The following is a 19,097-nucleotide window of genomic DNA, read 5'->3' as shown; positions in this document are numbered from 1 at the left end:
GCACCGATGCCTCAAGTGCGCTGTTCATCGCCACGCCGCCCGGATCGCGTCCGGCCCGGGATGCCAGCCGATGGCTATACACGATCGCCATCCGCTTTCTGGCGCCCGGCGTCGCGCCACGGACGCACAATCACCTGTGAGCTTCTGCCCCGATCAGAGCGCCTCCGAGCTCAGTCGGTGACCGAGCGTGAGCAGCAGAGGCGTCGAGGGCGCTGGCCTGCCTGGAATCCGGAGCGCGAGGAATCCAGGCTGTGCACCTCAGGTGTATCGGGCTTCGCATCGTCGCAACAGAACCCGTACGCCGAGACCAGCGGACAACCGCAGACAACTACCGCAGCCCTGCCCCGATGGGATTAGCTGTGAAAGAGGTCAGGACGCAAAAAGGGGCCACGGCGAAACCGCTCCGGGCCAGCAATACCGCCGTGCCAGGCCAGGATCGCAAAGCGGTGCCTCGCCAGCCTCACTGCGGACCGTCGACTGCGCGGTGAATCGGGCCAGGACGGCGGCAACGGTGATGCAGAGACCCGCAAAACCGCAACTGCGTTCTCCGTCACTACGGAAAGACCTACCTTGGGCGCAGAACAGCTTGGCTGTCACGCGCGTCGATGCGCACGGCCGTCTGGCCAGCCGCCGACAGTTCAGCGAACTGCAGTGGGAACACGGGCATGTAGTCGAACTGCACGTCGCCGACTCCGGCGTCATCATGGCCGGCAAGACGTTGCCGCGTGCCGAGCCGATCGAACACGTTAAGGCAACGGTCGGCAGCAGTGGGCATCTTGTTCTGCCCGCCACCATCCGGCGCCAGGCGCGTATTGATGCAGGAGACCAGTTACTGCTGGTCGCTGACGGCCCAACACTGTGGATCTATCCGGCGCAGCTCGCCACAGCACTCCTGCGGTCCCACGCCCCGTCCGCCGGCGCGGACACATGAGCCGACCGGAGGAACCCGCCACCTCCAAGATCGAGGCCGTACACGCCCTGCTGCAGCAGCTCGACCTGTCACCGGAGCAACTCCTGGCAGGAACCCGTGGTCCTGGCCGTCCCGTCCCGACCTTCGACGAATACGTGCCACAAGTCGCCGCGGCGGTAACCCCTGGAACCCGGTCCCTGTACAGCACCTACTGGCAGCGCGTGCGCCACCAGTGGGGAAGCCGCCGCATCAACGAACCCACCGCCCTCGAGATCCAGACCTTGGCCGAACAAGCCCGCACCGCAGCCGTCACCCGCAGCAATTCCCGCGGCGGTGGCTCCGCCGCCGAGCACATGATCGCCGCCCTGCGCTGCCTGTACCGCTACGCCATCGCCGACGGCCTGATCAGCGAAACCGCCAACCCCGCCGCCCGCGTCCCAAAGCCACGCAGGCCCGCAGCCACCCGCCAAGCCCTCAACCCCGACAGCCTGGCGCAGATCATCAAGGTCGCCGCCAAGACCGGCGACGACCCTCACCTCGACCTACTCCTGCTGCGCCTGCACCTGGAAACCGCGTGCCGCCGCGGAGGAGCACTCGCCCTGCGACGCCGCGACCTCGATACCGGCCAGTGCCTGCTGTGGCTACGCGAAAAGGGCCGCACCTCCCGATGGCAGCCCATCTCACCCACCCTCGCAGCAGCCCTCGCCGACCACCACGCCGAACGCGGCGACAACGACCCCCAAGGCCGGCTCCTGCGCTACCGCAACGGCCGGCCGGTCGGCCGCCGCCGCTACGACTACCTGTGGAAACGACTCGGCGAGCACCTGCCCTGGGTCGCCACCCGGCACGTCTCCGCGCACTGGCTGCGGCACACCACCCTGACCTGGGTCGAACGCCACTGCGGCTACGCCGTCGCCCGCGCCTACGCAGACCACGACCCCAGCAGCGACGCCGGAACAACCGCCACCTACGTCAAAGCCACCCTGGAAGAAGTCGCCCGCGCGCTCGCCGCCCTCACCGGCGAATCGCACCCCCTGGCACCGGCCGAGGAACTGCGCGACACGCGCCTGCCCCTGCCGTGATCACCGCAAGTCAGGACGGCTGCCCTCTGCGGGACCTACCGAAGACGCGGGTCGCCCGGCGAGTGTGACGACCATCACCATCGTGGTGTTCGACCTGATGAGGTGGGGCCACCGTGCGGAAATGTAACGGCCCATGCCGTGAGAGGCTTCTTACGCGGAAGGCTTCGTCCCGCCGCCCGTCGCCGCTGCCTGGCTATCATGTGCCCATGAACACCCATGTGATGCATGGGTGCTACTGGGAAGTGTCCGAGGGGGGACTTGAACCCCCACGCCCGATAAAGGGCACTAGCACCTCAAGCTAGCGCGTCTGCCATTCCGCCACCCGGACCTGCTGGCGAAGAACTTAACAAGCCCCTCCACCCCCTCCACCCCAGGGGGTGGTGAGCAGGCACGGAACCCACATGATATTGCGGCGCCTCAGCCTCGGAGGCGTTCCAAGCCGTCGAGGATCAGGTCCAGGCCGAAGGTCAGGTCTGGATCGCCGGGATGGTTGCCGGCCATCACATGACGGGTCATTTCGGCCATGTAAGGGAACCCGCCGCCGGCCAGTAGGTGCACATGGGCGGAGGCCACGTCGGCGTAGTCGGGCTGGGCGATCGGGAAGTTGAGTTTGCGCAGCGTGAAGCCGTAGATGTAGCTGTCCATCGTGTTCCACGCGTAGTCGGTCAACCGCCAGGAGAAGCCGGCTTCGCGCAGCACCCCGAGGGTGTAGTCGATGTAGCGCAGCATGGCCGGACCGGTGTTGGTGCGCGACATCAGCAGGGCGGGCGCCCATGGGTGGCGGATCAGCGCCTGGTGGGCGGCTACACCGCGGGAGCGCATCGCCGCCTTCCAGCCGTCGCTCGGCGGCGGCAGGGTGATTTCGCTGATCACCTGGTCGACTATGCCGGCGAGCACGGCGTCCTTGTTGGCCACGTGCCGGTACAGCGACATCGCTTCGACGCCCAGTTCCTGGCCGAGGCGGCGCATGGTGAGCGCGTCGGTGCCGCCGGCGTCGGCCAGGGCCAGGGCGGCATTGAGTACGCGTTCGCGGCTCAACGGCTCGCGCGTGGCTGTCATCGATCGATCCCCGGGGGTGACGGAAGTAGGACTTGCGTTCAAGGCGACCGTACCGCACTCTTGCTTACGTCGTAAGCTTACAGCGTAAGCAGGAAGGTGGTTGAGGATGAAGGCGCTCGTCCAACTCGGGTACGGGACGCCGGGCCGGCTCGCTCTGCGGGACGTCGGGACGCCCGTACCCCGCTCTGGTGAAGTGCTGGTCCGGGTGCACGCGGCCGGTCTCAACGCGGCGGATCGGCTGATGCTGCGTGGCGATCCGTTCGCGATCCGGGCCGCGGCCGGCGGGCTGCGCCGGCCGCGGCGGGATTTTGTGACCGGCCGGGCGTTCGCCGGCCGCGTCGAGTCGGTGGGCTCGGGCGTCGAGGGTCTGCGCGTCGGTGACGAGGTGTTCGCCGAGGGCACCGGCGCGATCGCCGAGTTCGCACGGGTCCGGGCGCGCCTTGCGGCGCCCAAGCCGGCGGGCATGACCTTCATCGAGGCTGCGGCGCTTCCGGTGGGCGGCACCACGGCCCTTCAGGGGGTACGCGACGCGCTCCGGGTACGGCCGGGGCAGAAGATCCTGATCACCGGCGCCTCGGGCGGGGTCGGTACGTTCGCCGTGGAGATCGCCGCCGACCTGGGCGCCCATGTCACGGCCTCCTGTGCGGGCCGCAACGCCGAGCTGATGAAGTCGATCGGTGCGGAAGCGGTGGTCGACTACGAGAAGCAGGCGACGCCGGGGGAGGGGTTCGACGCGATCCTCGATCTGGCCGGCAACTATCCGCTTCCGGTGCTGCGCAAAGCCCTCGCGCCCGGTGGTTTGCTGAGCCTGTCGGTCGGCACGGGAGGGCATTGGCTCGGACCGGCCCGCCGCATCCTGGCGGCGAAACTGACCGGCCGCCGGGCGAGCAGCCTGGTCGCGCGGCTCAACCGGGACGATCTGAGCGCCCTGGCCGCCCTGGTCGTGGAGAAGCGGGTGCGTCCGGTCATCGACCGGGTGTATCCCCTGGCCGAGGCGGTGGCGGCGATGGATCAGATCGACCGGGGCCGGGTGGCCGGCAAGGTCGTGGTGACGGTCGCGGAATGATCTAGGGCGGTGGGTGAGCCGGCCTCCAGCCACAATTCCAGGTTGGCGGGGGAGAAGACCTCGTCCAGCGCCAGGTGTACGGCCCCGGTCACCCCGGAGACCTCCTCGGGCAGCGTGGACACTTCGATCCGCAGGTCCTGCGTGGCCAGCGGCAGGGCCCGGCGGTAGATGGCCTCGCGGATCGCGGCGAGCACCCGCGCCTTGGCGCGGGCTATGCCGCCGCCGAGCACCAGCAGGTTCGGGTTGTAGAAGCTGACCAGGGTGGCCAGGGTTCCGCCGAGCAGCGCCGAGGTGCGCTGGAGCAGGGCCCGGGCCGCGCGGTCGCCCTTCTCGGCGGCCTGGGCGACGTCGTACGGGCGGATAGCCCGGGCCTGCGCGAGGACCGCGGCGAGGGCCGGGCTCTGCCGGGACTCGGCGAGCATGCGGCCGTCCCGGGCCAGGGCGGCGCCACCGGCGACGGCTTCCAGGCAGCCGAGGTTCCCGCAGCGGCAGATGATGCTGCCGCCTTCCGGGATGGCGACGTGTCCGATGTCGCCGGCCGAGCCGTTGGCGCCGCGGTAGAGCTTGCCGTCCATCACGATGGCCGCGCCGATGCCGATGCCGGCGCGGACGTAGAGCACGTGCCCGGCGGTGCCGGCGTCCGGATCCGAGCGCAGTTCGCCGAGGGCCATCAGGTTGACGTCGTTGTCGACCCAGACCGGGGCGCGGAAGCGGGCGGCGAGGCGGTCGCGGATCGGGTAGCGGTCCCAGCCGGGCATGATCGGCGGCACGACCGGCAGGCCGGTGCGGAACTCGACCGGGCCGGGCACGCCCACCCCGATGGCCCAGACTGGCGCGGTACGCGTACCGACCAGCTCGTCGGCGAGTCTTTCGGCGAGCGACAGCACCGGCTCGGGGCCGTCAGCGACGTCGATGGCCTGCTGGCGGGTGTCCAGCACGGTGCCGGTGAGATCGGCGACGCCGACCACCAGTTCGGTCGCCGCGATGTCCACCCCGAGCGCGAGCCCGCGTTCGGCGGCCAGCCGCAGCCGCCGGGGTGCTCGCCCGCCCGAGGAGGGCCCGAGCCCCGCGCTTTCGATGAGGCCGGCCGACTCCAGCTCGGACACTCGCTGCGCGATCACGCTGCGGCCGCGGCCGACCTGCTCGACGAGCATCGGCTGGGTGACTCCGGTGCCGGCGCGCACCGCACTGAGGACGGCCGCCAAGCCGTTGATCCGTTCGCTTGCCACGGCGCTCCTTCCTCCGGCCGTCAGCGAAAGCCGGCGCGGTGTCGGCTAGAAATCTATGGCTCCACCGCCGATCCGGTACTGATTGGAGAAAGGATTTTCCGGTAGTAGGAAGAAGTGGCCGCGACCACCTGCCGGGGCCCGGCGGTCGCGCTGCGGCCCGGGGTGGCTGTCAGCTCGCGCGGCGTGGCGGGACTGTGCGTGACGCGTACCCCGAAGGTTGGGTTGGTGATCCTAGGTTTGAACGAAGGAACCAAGTCCCTGTTCGGGCGGGTCCGGCACTGCAAGAATGCGGTCATGGAGGATGTGCGAACCACCTCAGAGGACGACGTCCGGGCTGGTGTCGGGATGAGCCGGCGGCTCTTCTTCGGCCGGACCGTCGGGCTCGCCGGTGCCGCTGGTGTGCTGCTGGCGCTCACCGGCTGCCCGGGCGGCGACGGCGATGACGACGACGGTGATGACGACGGCGACGACGACTAGGCCATAGACGCGGCTTTCATGCCACCTGACCCATCGGGGGGAACATGGCGCGTGGCTGGCCGCCCGACCACCACAGGCCGATCGCCAGTGCGGCGGTCGCCTCCAGGTAGGCGGCGCGCGCCAGCCCGCCGCACGCCGCCGGCGTGCATCCGATCGAGCTGATCAGGGTCTCGGTCACGGCGGCCGCTGCCGGGTGGTCCGCGCAATACGGTACGGCCAGCGGCACGTTCTCGAAGGCCGGCCGGTGCAGCGTCCAGATGCTGACGTGGCAGAGGTTGAACGCCTTGACGACGTGCGCGCCGCCGGCGGCGGCCGCGAGTCGCCCGGCCATCGGCTCATCGAGCAGCAGGCCGTCGCTGGTCGCGACGATCGGGTTGGTGCAGTCGATGACGGTGCGGCCGGCCAGCGGTCCAGCCAGGTCGCTGACCAGCTGCGGCGCCGCTGCGGCGGGCACGGCGACGAGGACGGCGTCGCCGTGGCGGGCCGCGTCCTCGAGGCTGCCGTGAGCGGCGGCGCCGATGGACTCGGCGGTGAGCTTCGCTCGTTCGTGGTTACGGCCGCCGATCAGCACACGGTGCCCGGCTCTTGTCCAGGCGCCGCCGAGCGCCGCCGCCATGCCGCCTGTTCCGAGGATTCCTACGTTCATGCCGGCTGACGGTAGGCCGGTCGATGCACACCGAATGGTGTCCGACCCCCGGGGCAGGATGGCGGTCATGGACGAATACACCGCCGACTGCCGGGCCCGGGTGGCCTTCGAGGTGCTCGCCAACCGGTGGGACAGCGTGGTGGTGTTCACACTCGCCGCGCACGGGCCGATGCGGCCGGCGGTGTTGCGGACCCGGATCGGCGGGATCAGCGCCAAGGTGCTCAACGACGCGCTGCGGCGGCTGGAGTACAACGGCCTGGTCGAGCGGCGGCCGTACCAGGAGGCGCCACCACGGGTCGACTACGAGCTGACCGAGGCCGGCAGCGCGCTGCTGGAACCGATGCGGATGATGGGCGCCTGGGCAACCCGGTACGCGGACGCGGTCGTCGATGCTCAGGAGCGGTATATGGCGCGAGATTGTCGTACCCCTCGGGCAGAGTGTCAGGGGTGACCACCCAGACCGCTCCTGACCTGTCGCCCGCCGTGCCGGCTCCCGCCGAGACGCGCCAGTGGCTGCCCAGCTACCTGGCACTCGCCGCGATCTGGGGCACCAGCTTCCTGTTCATCAAGGTCGGGGTCCGCGAGCTGCACCCGCTGTGGCTCACCTTCGGCCGGGTCGCCGCGGGCGTGCTGATCCTGCTGGCGGTGCTTGCGGTCACCCGTGACCGGCTGCCCCGCGACGCCCGGCTGTGGGGGCACCTGATGGTCGTCGCGCTGCTCGGCGTGGTGCTGCCGTTCACCCTCTTCGGCTTCGGCGAGCAGCGGGTGTCGTCGGTGCTCGCCGGGATCTGGAATGCCGCTACCCCGCTGGTCGCGCTGCCGCTGGCGGTGCTGGCGTTCCGCACCGAGCGGATGACCGTGCGCAAGGCGGCCGGCCTCGGCATCGGGTTCGCCGGCGTGCTCGTGGTGCTCGGCGTGTGGCGCGGGCTGGGCGGATCCCAGTTCACCGGGCAGCTCATGTGCTTCGGCGCGGCGATGTGTTACGCCGTCGCGATTCCGTACCAGAAGAAGTTCATCGCCGGGCGGGCCGGCAGCGGGGTGTCGATGGCGGCGGCCCAGCTGCTGGCGGCGCTGGCTCAGCTGACGGTGGTGGCGCCGCTGCTGGCCGGCCCGCCGCCCAACCCGGCCGGGCTCTCCACCGACGTGGTGTTCTGCGTGCTGGCGCTGGGCGCGCTCGGCACCGGCATCGCGTTCGTGCTCAACTTCCAGGTGATCCGGTTGGCCGGGGTGAGCACGTCGACGTCGGTGACGTACCTGATGCCGGTGTTCGCGACGCTGGTCGGGGTGACGATCCTGCACGAGCACCTGCACTGGAACCAGCCGGTCGGCGCCGTCGTCGTGCTGGTGGGCGTCGCCGTCTCGCAGGGGCTGCTGCTGCGGCGTAGGCCCAGGTAGGTTGGGACGTGTCTCACGAAGATCGTCCCGCTCGGGTCGACGACGTGCACGAGCTGGCATCGAGCATGCCGTTCGTCACCGTCGAGTACGGCTCCGGCGACAACCCCGTCTATCAGGTGGGCCGCAAGTCCTTCGTCTTCTTCCGCAATCCCCGGCCGGACGCGTTCGACCCCGACACCGGGGAACGCTATCCGGACGTCATCGTCTTCTGGGTCGAGTCGGAGGCGGACAAGCAGGCGCTGATCCAGGACGAGACGTCGCCGTTCTTCACCACGCCGCACTTCGACGGCCATCCGTCGGTCCTGCTGCGGGCCTGCCGGGTCGGCGAGCTGACCCGGGCGGAGCTGGCCGAAGTGATCCAGGACGCGTGGCTGTCCCGCGCGTCAGCACGGCGGGCGGCCGCCTGGCTGAACGCGCACGGCAGAGCAGGGGCGTAGCCAGTAGCGGCGGGATCAGTCGCGTCGGAAGAGCCGGGCCGTCTCTTCCAGCCGGGCGCGGTACTCGGTCCACCAGGAGCGGTCCTGCGATGGCAGGTTGCTGTTGTCCGGGCGTACGCCCACCGATCCGTCGACGAGTTCCCGGACGATGTCCGCGTGGCCGGCATGCCGGTTGGTCTCGGCGGTCACATGCACCAGGATCCGGTGCAGGGAGACGGTCGCACGCTCCGCCGGCCACCACGGCACGCGCCCGAGCGCGTCCAGATCGAGCGCCTCGATGGTGGCGTCGGAGTGCGCCCAGACGCGGCGATAAAGGGCGATGATCTCGTCCCTCGGCTCGTCCGCCGTGGCCCACATGTCGTCGTTCGGGGCGGCGTCGTCGTCCATCCACGGCAGGGCCTCAGGAAACGGCCGGTCGAAGGTCTCGCCGAAGTAGCCGGCCTCGACGCCGGCGACATGCTTCACCAGGCCCAGCAGGTTGGTGCCGGTCGGGGTCAACGGGCGGCGAGCGTCGTACTCCGCCAGGCCTTCCAGCTTCCACAACAGGGCCTTCCTGGCCGCATCGAGGTAGTGCCGAAGGTCCGCTTTGGGGTCGAAGGCGATCATCTCGAAGAGGATGCCACCTCACGCCCGCGGCCGGGACAGGAGTTCGTGAACGGCGGCGGCGACCTGGGTGGCACTGGTCGTGCCGTCGACCACGATGACCGGGTAGCCGAGATCGCGCGCCTGGTCCGCGACGAGGCGCGCGAAGGCGATGTCGCGTCGCATCCATCGGGTGAACGCCTGGTCCGGCCGGGCGAGCGAGGCGAGAAGCTCGTGTGCCCAGGCCCTCTGGCGGTAGTGGCGATGCTGGAACTCTTCGGTCGGCACGATCCACACGGCCTGCTCCCGGGGGACTCCGATGCCGGCGAGGAGTTCGGGCAGGAGGGCGGCGCCCTCGACGACGCGGGCGCCGGCGTTGCCGAGGTCCGCCAGGATGAGCGGGAACTCTTCCCGGTAGAGGCGGACGACGTCGCCGACCTGGACCTCGATGGGTTGTGCGAGCCGATCACCGATGTTCATCGCGGTGACCTTCTTGAGGGTGGGTCCAGCAGCCGCGTGCCGTTCGAAGGCATCGTCGCAGGAGTACAGCGGTACATCGCGGGCGGCCGCGATGATGCCGGCGACCGTGCTCTTGCCCGAGCACGGCGATCCACCGATCCACCACAGGTCGGTCGGTGCGGGCGACATCGCGGCCACCATATACGGCCGCAAATGGTTGGACAGGGTGATGTGCGTACCGATAGCCTGCCGGTCGGCCGTGGCACAGCATGAGGAGGTGAGACCCGTGAACGTTTTTTCGATGTGGGTGCTCCCCTCGTCGTCACGGTCGGGCGATTGATCTAGGTGTCGCCGGGAGCGCCTCGATGAGGCACTCCAGAAAGGTGACACCCTATGGACTCTGCTGTCACGCAGATCGCGGAGCGGCATTGGCACGCTCTGGGCGACGACCGGGTGGTCGGCCGCGGCGAGGTTTCGCGCCGGCCCGACGGGCGGCGTTTCCTCAGCATCGACGCATGGCACGACACCGTCTTCGACCAACTGGCCGGCGCCATGCTGGCGAACCTGCCGAGGCCCTTGTACACCGTGGTCGACGAGGACGATCTCGACCTGCTGTCCCGGTGGGAGCGGACCGGCTTCGGCCCCCGGCGCCGCGAGTGGGAGTACGTCGTGCCCACCGACCCGCGGATCACCGGGCTCGACTCGGTGCTGCCGCCGCCGGGCGTGACGACGCTGGCGGCCGGCGAAGCGGAAGAGGGCCCGCTCCGCGAGTTGGACCGCGTCATTCGCGACGAGGTCGAAGCGACGTTCGGATGGCAGAACATGCCGGCGGAGGTGCCGGCCCGGCCGGACGGCGCCCTGGTGCTGGATCCGGCCAGGTACGCGGTGGCGGTACAGTCCGGCGCGTACGTGGGACTGGTGCGGGTGGTCCCGCTGCCCCGGCAGCCGCGCATCGGCCTGATCGCGGTCCGGGCCGACCGGCGCCGCCGGGGAATCGCTCGGGCGCTGCTGGCTCAGGTACTCGGTTCGGCGCACCGGCGCGGGATCGCGACGGCGTCCGCGGACGTGAACCAGTCGAACGAAGCGGCGATCAACCTGTTCGAAGGCGTGGGCGCCCGGCGTACCAGCAGCAACCTGGAATTGGTGCTGCGCTGATCCCCGCGCACCCAACTGACCTTCATCGAGTGGAGCGGACATGAACAAGGCAACGGACGGCATTCAACTCGAGGGCACCGTTATCGAGTGCCTGCGCAACGCCACCTTCCGGGTGGAACTGCAGAACGGGCACAAGGTATTGGCACACATCAGCGGGAAAATCCGGAAGAACTACATCAAGATTCTGCCGTTCGACCGCGTGCTGGTGGAGGTCAGCACGTACGACCTGAGCCGCGGCCGGATCCTCTTCCGGTACCGCAACTAGAGACCTTCGTGGTCAGGGACTTGTCCGGCCCAACGTGGGTGCTGCCTGGCGGCCGTTGAGACAGCAGTGAGCGTGGGTCAGGCAAGATCATCGCTGCGGACCCTGACTACGGAAGGCATCTAGCGGGGGCGGGCCAGGCCGAGGTCGTACGCGACGATGGTGGCCTGGACCCGATCGCGGGCACCGAGTTTCGGCAACAGGGCGTTGACGTGGGCCTTCACCGTGCCGGCGGTGATGCCCAGGGCCTCGCCGATCTCGGCGTTGGACAGGCCGGTGGCCAGGTGGGTCAGCACGTCGCGTTCGCGAGGGGTCAGCCGGTCCAGCCGGGGATCACCGGAACGGGCCGTGCTGACCGCACCCGTCGCGAAGGCGTCGATCAGGCGCCGGGTGACCGTGGGGCTGAGCATCGCCTCCCCGGCGGCGATCACGCGGATCGCGGCCACGAGTTCGGCCGGGTCGGAGTCCTTCAGCAGGAAGCCCGAGGCGCCGGCCCGAAGGGCCTGGAAGACGTACGCGTCCTGGTGGAACGTGGTGAGCACCAGCACCCGGGGCGGGTTCTCGCCGGCGGTCAGCCGGGCGGTGGCGGTGAGGCCGTCCATGCCGGGCATCCGGATGTCCATCAGCACCACGTCCGGGTTGAGCCGGGCGGCCAGGTCCAGCGCGGTCGCGCCGTCGCCGGCCTCGGCCACCACCTCCATGTCGTCCTGCGAGCCGACGATGGCGCAGAGCCCGGCCCGGATCATCAGCTGGTCGTCGACGACGATCACCCGGGTTGCGATGACGACACCTCCTGGTCGGGCACGGGGCCGAGGCCGTCGAGTAGCGACCGCATCGCGGACAGGGCCTCCTTGCTGGCGGCCAGCACCGCGGGCAGGTCGGCCTGCTCGGCGGCGTCCGGCACCCGCGCGGCGTGCTGGAGCACGGCGGCGTGCAAACCGGCCGCGACCCGGGCCCGTTCGTCGCGGGCACGCAGCTCAGCCTGAGCGGCGGCGGCCACCACGGCGCCCTCCTCCCGGTCGATGCGGCGCTGCCGGCGGCGCCGGGTGGCGTGACCGGCCAGCCAGCAGCCGAACACCGGCACGGCGAGGACCACCGCGGCGAAGACCGCGAAGGTGAGCAGCATGGCCAGTGCCAGAAGCGGTTCGTCGGTCGCCGGCTCGCCGTCCGCCGGTGCTTCCACCGCGACCAGCAGCGCGAGCGCGAGCGCACCGGTGAAGACGGCGGCGAGCGGGGCGATCCAGGTCAGCCCGGGACGGGCGCCGCGGTCGGCGACGGCGTAGACGGCGGCCAGGTCGGCGCCGGCGGAGAACACGAACAGCCAGCCGCCGCCGACCGGCACCACGCCGGTGACCAGCAGCAGCGGGCCCAGCCAGGTGGTCAGCACGACCGCGGTGAACGCGGTCCACGGGTGCTGCCGCCGCCACAGCAGCGGCGCGGCGTGCGCCACCACGGCCAGCAGGACCAGAGCGGTGGCGGCCGGCTCGTTGCCGGTCTCCTCGGCGAAGACCGCCACGCCGGAGAGCGGCAACGCGAGCGTGAGCAGCATCAGGGCCGCGTCCAGCAGGACCTGGCTGCGCAACCACCGGGAGAAACGGCGAGAACCATGGGGTACGGGCGCGGTCGAGGGAAGCACCGCGCGTACGGTCCAGCCGCGGTGCGCCCGGTGCCCGGCCCGCACCGTCCCGCCGAGCGCCGCCGCGCGGTCCCGCATCCCGGCGAGGCCGCGCCCGCTGCCCAGCCCGGAAGCGACCGGCGTCGTACCGCCGTCGTCCTCGACCAGCAGCTCGGTGCCCTCGGGGCCGGTGAACAGGCGTATCCGGACCGCGGCGCCCGGCGCGTACCGCAGCGTGTTGGTGAGCGCCTCCCGGGCGATGCCGTACATCGCTTCGGCGACGGCGGGCGGCAGCGTGCCAGGAGCCGCCGCTTCGAGGGTGACCAGCTGGCCCAGCTGGCGGAAGTCGTCGGCGAGATCGGCCAGGCTCGCCGCCGCCGGCTCCGGGACGGCCGGGCCGGCGGGCAGGACCGCGACCAGCCGCCGCAGGTCGATGAGGGCCTCGCGGCCGGTGCGGGCGGCGAAGGCGAGGGCCTCGGCGCGCAACTCCGGGCGCTGGTCGCCGAGGAACTCCGCGGTCGACGCGTTCACCACGATCGACGTGAGGTGGTGGGCGGTCACGTCGTGCAGTTCGCGGGCCAGCCGCCGGCGTTCGGCGTCGGCGGCCTCGCGGCGGGCCTGCTCGGCCTCGGCGAGGCGGTGGGCGGCCGAGGCCCGGTCGGCGATCCAGCGGCCGCGCAGGCGTCCGGCGGCGGCCACGATCGCGTACAACGTCGCGCCGAACGGGATGTCCAACGGGTCGCCACCGGTGATCGCGATGTCCGCCGCCAGCCAGAGGGTGAGCCCGGCCAGGACCAACGCCGTGGTTCGCCGCGAGCACCGCACCGCGACCGTGAACACGGTGACGAACTGGGCGAGGGACACCACCAGCAGCGTGTCCTCCGGCACGAAGAACACCTGCTCGGGCGTGATCCAGCCGCCGAGGGCGAGGGCGGCGGCCACGACCACGGCGACGGCGACCGGGTGCCGGTGACGGAAGCCGAGGGCGGCGGCGATCACCGCGACGACGGTGGTGACGGCGGTCAGGCGTACCGGATCGAGGTGGTCGCCGCGGGCCAGCAGGACGCCGGGCCAGAGTGCGAGCTGGGCCGCCGCGAGCAGCGCGGGCAGCAGCCAGTTCCTCCAGCGGGCCATGATGCGACAGCCTATCGGGGCCGGACACCGCCCTCGGGCAGGGCGGATCTATGCCCCAGGGTGGGGGTCGGTATCCGGCCGCGGCCAGATCCGCCGCGTGCGCCCACACGACACACTTTCATCCATGCTGATTCCTCCGCCGCCGTCGACGCCCTATCACCGCCTGGCCCGGACCGCCGCGCACCGATGGTGGCGCCCGGTCGTCGGCACCCTGTTCATCGCGGTCGCCGGGGTCGTCGTGACGATGTCGGTCTTTCTCGCCGTTGCGCTGGCCGCGGCGGTCGCCGGGCGGCCGGAAGCCGACGGAGTGCCCAGCTTCGGCGAGCTCACCGACCTGGCCGTGGCGTTCCTGAGCATCGCGGTGCTGCTGCCGGTGGTGCTGCTCGCGGCCCGCTGGATCCAGCAGCGGCCGGCCGGAACGGTGTCGTCGGTGGCCGGGCGGCTGCGCTGGCGGTGGCTGATGGTCTGCCTGCCGGTGGCGTTCGTGGCGATCCTGCTGTTCCTCGGTGGCGGCCTCGGCCTGACAGCGGCGACCGGCGGGGAGGCCGGGCTCGGCGCGGATCTGGCGGGCTGGGGGCCGTTCGCGGGGTCGATGCTGGTGCTGGCGCTGGTGGTGCCCGGGCAGGCGGCGGCCGAGGAGTACCTGACCCGGGGCTGGCTGGTGCAGGCGTTCGGGGCGTGGTTCCGCTCGCCGTGGCTGCCGATCGCGGTGCAGGCCCTGGTCTTCGCGGCGCTGCACGGCTGGGGGACCGCGTGGGGTTTCGCGGACCTGCTGCTCTTCGGTCTGGTCGCCGGCTGGCTGACCGTACGCACCGGTGGGCTGGAGGCGGCGATCGCGCTGCACGTGATGAACAACCTGGTCAGCTCCGTGCTGGCGGCCGCGTACGGTGAGCTCGGGATGGACCAGACGGCGGCGGACATGCCGTGGCAGATGGCGGTCGCGGACCTGCCGGTGCTGTTCGGTTACGCGGCGGTGATCCTGTGGCTGGCCCGTCGCCGTGCGATCGCGGCGGTCACCCCGGCAGTGCCGATCGAGGTGCCGAGGCAGCCGGTGCCGGAGCTTCGACAGATCGGCCAGGAGCTCGATGCGGCGCGCCGCCCGGAGATCAGCCGGTGATCCGAACAGTCTTAGCCGGGCCTTAGCGTTACCGCAGCGTGCCGATAGCCGGCCTCCGGCGATCTTGATCAGGTCGGATCGAGCAGGAGGTCAGCAGGATGATGAACAAGAGGACGCGTACCGGGGTTGTTGTGGCGACCGGCGCTCTGGCGGTGCTGGGGATTGCGGGCACCGCGTTGGCGGCCGCCGGGACGCCGAGCCCGTCGACCGACGCGACGACGGCGGTGGCCACGGTCTCACCCGAGCCGACGGAGACGCCGTCGGGTTCGGCGAGCGCTACGCCGTCGAGTTCGGCTAGCGCCACGCCGTCGGGGTCGGCGAGCACCGGGAACGGCGGCGACAGCGGGACGGTGGTCAGCGCGGACGCCGCGAAGGCGATCGCGGTGCACGCGGCCGGCGGCGGGAGGGCGGTGAAGGTCGAGCGGGAGACCGAGCACGGCCGCCAGGTGTGGGACGTCGAGGTGCTGAACGGCTCTGTCGAGCACGACATCGACGTGGACGTGACGACCGGCGAGGTGCTGCGCCACGAGCGCGACGACGACAGCGACGACAGGCGCGGCGGCAGCGACGATGACGGCGACGACAGCGACGACAGCGACGACAGCGACGACAGCGACGACAGCGACGACAGCGACGACAGCGACGATGACGACGACGACAACGGCGGGGACCGGCACGGCGGCCGCGACGATGACGGCGACGACGACTGATCGCAGGCGGTGAGCTCGGCCGCCGGGCGGAGCGCCCGCGCCGGTCAGCCGGTGCTGCGCCGCAGCAGGTCCACCAGCGCATCGGCCGCCGCCACCACGTCGAAGGCGGTGTCCTGCAGCGACTCAGCGATCAGGCCGTCGATCGCACCACCGAGGACGATGGCGAGCACGCGTGAGTCGATGTCGCGACGATAGGCCCCGGACTCCTTCGCCGCCTCGATCAGTGCGGCGAGCGCCTGCCAGCGCGACGGCGAAGCGGGCCGGTCCGTGATCGCGGTGTCCCCGTCGAGCGCCTCGACGATCACCCGGACGTGATCCGGGTGCGCCGCGAGGTGACCGGTGAGGCCGCGGACGTACGCCTCCACCGCCTGAGCCGGGCCCGCCGCCTGCTCGACCAGCGCACCGACGTCGGCGGTGAGCTGGCCGATCACCTCCTCGTAGGCGGCCCGGACCAGCGCCGCCTTCGAGGCGAAGTGATAGAGGACCGCGGCCTTGGTGACGCCGGCCGCGTCGGCGATGCGCTGCAGGGAACAGCCCGCGTAGCCGTGCTCGGCGATCACCCGGATCGTCAGGCCGACGAACTGGGCACGGCGCGCCTGCTCGGTGAAGGTGAGCGGCCGGGCGTCCCGGGCGGCGCGCGGCGTGTTCGGCATGCTGCTCCCGAGGATCGGCGACGGTTAGGCGGTGGTGCTGAGGAAGGCGGCCACGTCGGCGGCGATCCGGTCGGGCTGTTCCCCGTTGATCGCGTGCGAGGCGCCGTCGTAGGTCAGTACCGTACGGTGCCGCAGCGTCGACGACGCTGTCCGGGCGGCCTCCCGCGCGTCGTGCATGACCGACTCACCGGCGAAGATCACCAGCACCGGGACATCGATGGCGCGCAACCGCTCCGTGTCGAACCGGGCCGGAGCCGGCCGCTTGATCGCGTAGTTGCCCATCCCGGACTCGATCAGATCGGCGAGCGGGCTGTCCTCCACCGGCGCGCCACCGGCGGTCCAGCTGTTGAAGCCGTCGCGCCAGCTCTTCGGCAGCCACCGCACCGACGCCGGCAGCGACCGGACGATCACTTCGAAGGGCAGATCGGCGAAGGTGACGGCAGGGTCGATCAGGATCAGCCCGGCGACCTTCTCCGGACGGTGCACGACCAGGTTCGTGGCGGTCCAGCCGCCGAACGACATGCCGAGCACGTGGAATCGCGGCTCCGGCAGCCGCTGCAACAGCTGGTGCAGCCAGTCGGCCTGCTCACGGTGGGTCTCGATCGGCCGGTCCTGGATGCTGGCGCCCGGCTCGCCGAGCAGGTCGACGGTGTACACGGTCCGCAGCCGCAGCAGCGAGGGCAGGTTGTCGGCCCACATCGGCGAGGACGCCGCCCAGCCGGGCAGCAGGATCAGTGGCTCGGCGCCCGGCTCGGCGCCGGCGAACCGGTAGACCCGCACCAGGCCGTAGGTGGTGCGGATGTCCAGCGTGGCCGCGGGCTGGGGCAGGTCGGTCATGGCTTTCTCGTACGCGGCGACGAAGTGGTCATGTCCGTCCGCGGAGGTGAAGTGGCCGACCGGAGAACTGCCGCGGGTGAGGAAACCGCCGGTGAACAGCAGAAGCGCGGCGACGGTGAGGCCGGCGACGATCAGCCATCGCCGGCGGCGGGGGCGGGACTCGGTCACGGGAGGCTCCTCTCATCGAGGTGGCACTTACCGGATGGTTAGTAGTTTAACCGATCGGTTAGCCCGGCGGCCGCGCTGCGGCCCGGTGTGGTGCGGAGATCGCGGGGGAGAGCGGGGACTGTGCGTCACCCGTACCGAAAAAGGTCAGGAACCGGGAAGCTCCAGCCGGACCACCGCTCCGCCGTCATCGCCGGCGCCGGTGTCGAAAGCGACCGCGACCTTGCGTGCGATGTCCAGGCCGAGGCCGGTCGAGCCGCCGCCGGAGGTGCCGCGCCGGGCCGCCGAGGCCGGGAAGCCGGGGCCTTCGTCGGCGACCGTGAGGATGGCGCCGCCGCCCGGGCGGGCGGTGAGCGTGACGGTGAGTGCGGTGCCGTCGGGGGTGTGCGCGAAGACGTTGCCGAGCAGTGCGTCCAGCGCGGCCGCCAGGTCGTCGGCGGCCACCGCGACCGGCAGCGCGTCCGCCGGCAGATCCCGGCGGAGCGCGCGGCCGGTGTCCTCGGCGAGGACCGCCCAGAACGCCACCCGGTCGCGGACCACCGCGGCCGCGTCGCAGCCGGCCGCCGCCGGTGCCGCGTCCCGGCGCCGGGCCTGCTGGATCACCGCGGTCACCGCCCGCGCCACCTGGTCGGCGGCGGCCTCCACCCGGGCCGACTCCTCCGGGTCGCGCAACGACTCGGCCTCCAGGCGCAGCGCGGTCAGCGGCGTGCGCAGGCGGTGCGACAGGTCGGCGATCTGTTCGCGTTCGGCGGCGAGCAGTTCCTGGATGCGGCCGGCCAGATGGTTCAGCGCGCCGGCGACTTCGCGCAGCTCACGCGGCCCGGCCGGCTCGGCGCGGGCAGCCAGGTCAGCACTGGCGAGCCGGTGGGAGACCTCGGAGAGCTGGGTGATCGGCGCGGTGATGGCGCGGGCCAGCCGGTCGGCGACCAGCAGGCCGAGCAGCACCAGCGTCAGGCCCAGCGCGGCCAGGATCAGCCAGGCGCGGCTCACGCCGCGGTTCAGCTCGGCGTCGGTGACCAGCGTGCGCACCACGGTCGTGCCGCCCGCGCCGACCACCGGCACAGCCAGCTCCTGACCGTCGTCGGTGACCACGGTCAGTGCGCGGCCGCGGGCCGCGGCGAGGCGGACCGCTGCGGTGGGCACGGCCGGCGCGCCGAGCACGCTGCCATCCGGCAGGAAGACCGTCACCCCGGGCTGAGCCGTCACGGTCAACCGCAGCGCGTTCAGATCACCCGCCCCGACCAGCGGCACGATCGTCTGCACCACGTCGTCGGCGCGGCTCAGCGCCCGGTCCGCGGCCACCTGCCGGACCAGCACTCCCATCGGGATGAGGAACGCCAGCAGCACCAGAAGGGTGGTGCCGGCGACCAGCAGGGTCAGACGTTTCCTCACGCCGGCTCGCTCAGCTTCACCCCGACACCGCGGACGGTGTGCAGGTAGCGCGGCTCCTGTGCGGTCTCGCCGAGCTTGCGTCGCAGCCAGGACAGGTGCACGTCGACCGTCTTGTCGGCCCCGCCGTACGGCACCTGCCACACCTCACTGAGCAGTTCCCGTTTCGTCACCACCTGCCCGGCCCGCTGGGCGAGGTGGTGCAGCAGGTCGAACTCGCGCGGGCTCAGTTCCACCTCGGCGCCGTCGAGGGTGACGGTCCGTGCCGCCGGGTCGATGTGCAGGCCGCCGACGGTGAGCCGCGGCGTGCCCTCCGCCTCGCCGCCGCGGCGCAGGACGGCCCGGATCCGGGCGTCCAGCTGGGCCGCGGTGAACGGTTTCACCACGTAGTCGTCGGCGCCCGCGTCGAGAAGCCGGACCATCTCGGTCTCCTCGTCCCGGGCGGTCGCCACGATCACCGGCACCCGGCTCACCGCCCGCAGCATCCGCAGCAGTTCCCGGCCGTCCAGGTCGGGCAGGCCCAGGTCGAGCACGATCAGGTCGGGGCGTTCGGCGAGCGCGGTCTGCAAGCCCTCCATGGCGGCACCGGCCGCGGCGACGGCGTGCCCGCGCTCGCGCAGAGCCCGTAGCAGCGAGTTCCGGATCGCCGGGTCATCCTCGATCAACAGCAGTCGGGCCACGGCGAAACGGTATCCGCCGCGACGGCCGGATCGGTGGG

22 protein-coding genes and 1 tRNA gene are annotated in these 19,097 nt (G+C 71.6%); 11 read left to right on the top strand and 12 right to left on the bottom strand.

Annotation, left to right across the window (positions count from 1 at the left end; genetic code table 11):
• Positions 1-586: 586 nt before the first annotated feature.
• Both I4J89_RS21420 and I4J89_RS21415 read left to right on the top strand, forming a co-directional pair.
• The gene (locus I4J89_RS21420; RefSeq protein ID WP_196415775.1) at positions 587-931 is read left to right on the top strand and encodes an AbrB/MazE/SpoVT family DNA-binding domain-containing protein; all 345 of its coding nucleotides are present in this window, start codon (positions 587-589) and stop codon (positions 929-931) included.
• A complete protein-coding gene (locus tag I4J89_RS21415) occupies positions 928-1,992 on the top strand; it encodes a tyrosine-type recombinase/integrase (RefSeq protein WP_196415774.1) in 1,065 nt (354 codons plus the stop codon). Before I4J89_RS21420 ends, I4J89_RS21415 begins: the two co-directional genes overlap by 4 nt.
• A gap of 243 nt (positions 1,993-2,235) precedes the next feature.
• Here the strand turns inward: I4J89_RS21415 and I4J89_RS21410 are convergent.
• A tRNA-Leu gene (locus I4J89_RS21410) sits at positions 2,236-2,320 on the bottom strand.
• Positions 2,321-2,409: 89 nt separating this feature from the next.
• Positions 2,410-3,051 carry a TetR/AcrR family transcriptional regulator C-terminal domain-containing protein gene (locus I4J89_RS21405; protein ID WP_196415773.1) on the bottom strand — a complete coding sequence of 214 codons (642 nt, stop codon included), beginning with the start codon at positions 3,049-3,051 and terminating at the stop codon, positions 2,410-2,412.
• Between the two features lie 106 nt (positions 3,052-3,157).
• Between I4J89_RS21405 and I4J89_RS21400 the strand changes: the two genes are divergently transcribed.
• Positions 3,158-4,117, top strand: a complete 960-nt coding sequence (locus I4J89_RS21400; RefSeq protein ID WP_196415772.1) for an NAD(P)-dependent alcohol dehydrogenase — start codon at positions 3,158-3,160, stop codon at positions 4,115-4,117.
• Here the strand turns inward: I4J89_RS21400 and I4J89_RS21395 are convergent.
• Positions 4,063-5,346: an ROK family protein gene (locus tag I4J89_RS21395; protein ID WP_309238404.1), complete on the bottom strand. Its 1,284-nt coding sequence runs from the start codon at positions 5,344-5,346 to the stop codon at positions 4,063-4,065. The two genes, I4J89_RS21400 and I4J89_RS21395, sit on opposite strands and share 55 nt — an antisense overlap.
• 294 nt (positions 5,347-5,640) lie before the next feature.
• On the opposite strand from I4J89_RS21395, the gene I4J89_RS21390 reads away from it, so the two are divergent.
• Positions 5,641-5,823: a hypothetical protein gene (locus I4J89_RS21390; RefSeq protein ID WP_196415771.1), complete on the top strand. Its 183-nt coding sequence runs from the start codon at positions 5,641-5,643 to the stop codon at positions 5,821-5,823.
• 16 nt (positions 5,824-5,839) lie between these two features.
• On the opposite strand, the gene I4J89_RS21385 is transcribed toward I4J89_RS21390, so the two are convergent.
• Positions 5,840-6,538 (bottom strand): NADPH-dependent F420 reductase, encoded by a 699-nt coding sequence (locus I4J89_RS21385; RefSeq protein ID WP_373688147.1) that lies wholly within the window; start codon positions 6,536-6,538, stop codon positions 5,840-5,842.
• Here I4J89_RS21385 and I4J89_RS21380 point away from each other — a divergent pair.
• Genes I4J89_RS21380 through I4J89_RS21370 form a run of 3 tightly spaced genes read left to right on the top strand, consistent with a single transcriptional unit; the run spans position 6,537 to position 8,301 of the window.
• Positions 6,537-6,920 carry a winged helix-turn-helix transcriptional regulator gene (locus I4J89_RS21380; protein ID WP_196415769.1) on the top strand — a complete coding sequence of 128 codons (384 nt, stop codon included), beginning with the start codon at positions 6,537-6,539 and terminating at the stop codon, positions 6,918-6,920. The two genes, I4J89_RS21385 and I4J89_RS21380, sit on opposite strands and share 2 nt — an antisense overlap.
• Positions 6,917-7,864 (top strand): DMT family transporter, encoded by a 948-nt coding sequence (locus I4J89_RS21375; RefSeq protein ID WP_309238403.1) that lies wholly within the window; start codon positions 6,917-6,919, stop codon positions 7,862-7,864. The genes I4J89_RS21380 and I4J89_RS21375 overlap by 4 nt, the downstream gene beginning before the upstream one ends.
• Before the next feature lie 8 nt (positions 7,865-7,872).
• Complete coding sequence (locus I4J89_RS21370) at positions 7,873-8,301, top strand: MmcQ/YjbR family DNA-binding protein (protein WP_196415768.1); 429 nt, start codon at positions 7,873-7,875, stop codon at positions 8,299-8,301.
• A gap of 15 nt (positions 8,302-8,316) precedes the next feature.
• On the opposite strand, the gene I4J89_RS21365 is transcribed toward I4J89_RS21370, so the two are convergent.
• Complete coding sequence (locus I4J89_RS21365; protein ID WP_196415767.1) at positions 8,317-8,907, bottom strand: DinB family protein; 591 nt, start codon at positions 8,905-8,907, stop codon at positions 8,317-8,319.
• Between the two features lie 18 nt (positions 8,908-8,925).
• Complete coding sequence (locus tag I4J89_RS21360; RefSeq protein ID WP_196415766.1) at positions 8,926-9,531, bottom strand: hypothetical protein; 606 nt, start codon at positions 9,529-9,531, stop codon at positions 8,926-8,928.
• Between the two features lie 204 nt (positions 9,532-9,735).
• Here I4J89_RS21360 and I4J89_RS21355 point away from each other — a divergent pair, with 204 nt between their 5' ends.
• Positions 9,736-10,497: a GNAT family N-acetyltransferase gene (locus I4J89_RS21355; protein WP_196415765.1), complete on the top strand. Its 762-nt coding sequence runs from the start codon at positions 9,736-9,738 to the stop codon at positions 10,495-10,497.
• 40 nt (positions 10,498-10,537) lie between these two features.
• Positions 10,538-10,762, top strand: coding sequence for a translation initiation factor IF-1 (gene infA / locus I4J89_RS21350; RefSeq protein WP_196415764.1), 225 nt, complete (start codon positions 10,538-10,540; stop codon positions 10,760-10,762).
• Positions 10,763-10,881: 119 nt separating this feature from the next.
• Here infA and I4J89_RS21345 read toward each other — a convergent pair whose 3' ends face one another.
• Positions 10,882-11,505, bottom strand: a complete 624-nt coding sequence (locus I4J89_RS21345) for a response regulator (protein WP_230859373.1) — start codon at positions 11,503-11,505, stop codon at positions 10,882-10,884.
• Positions 11,506-11,525: 20 nt separating this feature from the next.
• Positions 11,526-13,508, bottom strand: a complete 1,983-nt coding sequence (locus tag I4J89_RS21340; RefSeq protein ID WP_196415763.1) for a sensor histidine kinase — start codon at positions 13,506-13,508, stop codon at positions 11,526-11,528.
• A 124-nt stretch (positions 13,509-13,632) separates the two neighbouring features.
• Here I4J89_RS21340 and I4J89_RS21335 point away from each other — a divergent pair, with 124 nt between their 5' ends.
• Positions 13,633-14,625 (top strand): CPBP family intramembrane glutamic endopeptidase, encoded by a 993-nt coding sequence (locus tag I4J89_RS21335; protein ID WP_196415762.1) that lies wholly within the window; start codon positions 13,633-13,635, stop codon positions 14,623-14,625.
• Positions 14,626-14,723: 98 nt separating this feature from the next.
• Complete coding sequence (locus I4J89_RS21330; RefSeq protein ID WP_196415761.1) at positions 14,724-15,335, top strand: PepSY domain-containing protein; 612 nt, start codon at positions 14,724-14,726, stop codon at positions 15,333-15,335.
• A 44-nt stretch (positions 15,336-15,379) separates the two neighbouring features.
• Here the strand turns inward: I4J89_RS21330 and I4J89_RS21325 are convergent, their stop codons facing one another.
• The 4 genes from I4J89_RS21325 to I4J89_RS21310 form a co-directional block, all read right to left on the bottom strand.
• Positions 15,380-15,988, bottom strand: coding sequence for a TetR/AcrR family transcriptional regulator (locus I4J89_RS21325; RefSeq protein WP_196415760.1), 609 nt, complete (start codon positions 15,986-15,988; stop codon positions 15,380-15,382).
• A gap of 24 nt (positions 15,989-16,012) precedes the next feature.
• Positions 16,013-16,993: an alpha/beta fold hydrolase gene (locus tag I4J89_RS21320; RefSeq protein WP_196415759.1), complete on the bottom strand. Its 981-nt coding sequence runs from the start codon at positions 16,991-16,993 to the stop codon at positions 16,013-16,015.
• Between the two features lie 144 nt (positions 16,994-17,137).
• Positions 17,138-18,382 (bottom strand): sensor histidine kinase, encoded by a 1,245-nt coding sequence (locus I4J89_RS21315; protein ID WP_196415758.1) that lies wholly within the window; start codon positions 18,380-18,382, stop codon positions 17,138-17,140.
• Positions 18,379-19,059, bottom strand: a complete 681-nt coding sequence (locus I4J89_RS21310; RefSeq protein WP_196415757.1) for a response regulator transcription factor — start codon at positions 19,057-19,059, stop codon at positions 18,379-18,381. Before I4J89_RS21310 ends, I4J89_RS21315 begins: the two co-directional genes overlap by 4 nt.
• Positions 19,060-19,097: the final 38 nt, after the last annotated feature.

The organism is Actinoplanes aureus, from assembly GCF_015704865.1.
Taxonomy (GTDB): Bacteria; Actinomycetota; Actinomycetes; order Mycobacteriales; family Micromonosporaceae; genus Actinoplanes; species Actinoplanes aureus.
Note: the sequence above shows the minus strand (reverse complement) of the source record. Positions and strands in the feature narration are given on the sequence as shown.

Bases quoted from the DNA above. Each gene is read 5' to 3' on its own strand.
- infA (WP_196415764.1), top strand. From the start codon at position 10,538: ATGAACAAGGCAACGGACGGCATTCAACTCGAGGGCACCGTTATCGAG.
- I4J89_RS21415 (WP_196415774.1), top strand. From the start codon at position 928: ATGAGCCGACCGGAGGAACCCGCCACCTCCAAGATCGAGGCCGTACAC.
- I4J89_RS21380 (WP_196415769.1), top strand. From the start codon at position 6,537: ATGGACGAATACACCGCCGACTGCCGGGCCCGGGTGGCCTTCGAGGTG.
- I4J89_RS21345 (WP_230859373.1), bottom strand. From the start codon at position 11,505: ATGATCCGGGCCGGGCTCTGCGCCATCGTCGGCTCGCAGGACGACATG.
- I4J89_RS21385 (WP_373688147.1), bottom strand. From the start codon at position 6,538: ATGACCGCCATCCTGCCCCGGGGGTCGGACACCATTCGGTGTGCATCG.
- I4J89_RS21340 (WP_196415763.1), bottom strand. From the start codon at position 13,508: ATGGCCCGCTGGAGGAACTGGCTGCTGCCCGCGCTGCTCGCGGCGGCC.
- I4J89_RS21365 (WP_196415767.1), bottom strand. From the start codon at position 8,907: ATGATCGCCTTCGACCCCAAAGCGGACCTTCGGCACTACCTCGATGCG.
- I4J89_RS21325 (WP_196415760.1), bottom strand. From the start codon at position 15,988: ATGCCGAACACGCCGCGCGCCGCCCGGGACGCCCGGCCGCTCACCTTC.
- I4J89_RS21400 (WP_196415772.1), top strand. From the start codon at position 3,158: ATGAAGGCGCTCGTCCAACTCGGGTACGGGACGCCGGGCCGGCTCGCT.
- I4J89_RS21330 (WP_196415761.1), top strand. From the start codon at position 14,724: ATGATGAACAAGAGGACGCGTACCGGGGTTGTTGTGGCGACCGGCGCT.
- I4J89_RS21390 (WP_196415771.1), top strand. From the start codon at position 5,641: ATGGAGGATGTGCGAACCACCTCAGAGGACGACGTCCGGGCTGGTGTC.
- I4J89_RS21405 (WP_196415773.1), bottom strand. From the start codon at position 3,051: ATGACAGCCACGCGCGAGCCGTTGAGCCGCGAACGCGTACTCAATGCC.
- I4J89_RS21355 (WP_196415765.1), top strand. From the start codon at position 9,736: ATGGACTCTGCTGTCACGCAGATCGCGGAGCGGCATTGGCACGCTCTG.
- I4J89_RS21360 (WP_196415766.1), bottom strand. From the start codon at position 9,531: ATGTCGCCCGCACCGACCGACCTGTGGTGGATCGGTGGATCGCCGTGC.
- I4J89_RS21335 (WP_196415762.1), top strand. From the start codon at position 13,633: ATGCTGATTCCTCCGCCGCCGTCGACGCCCTATCACCGCCTGGCCCGG.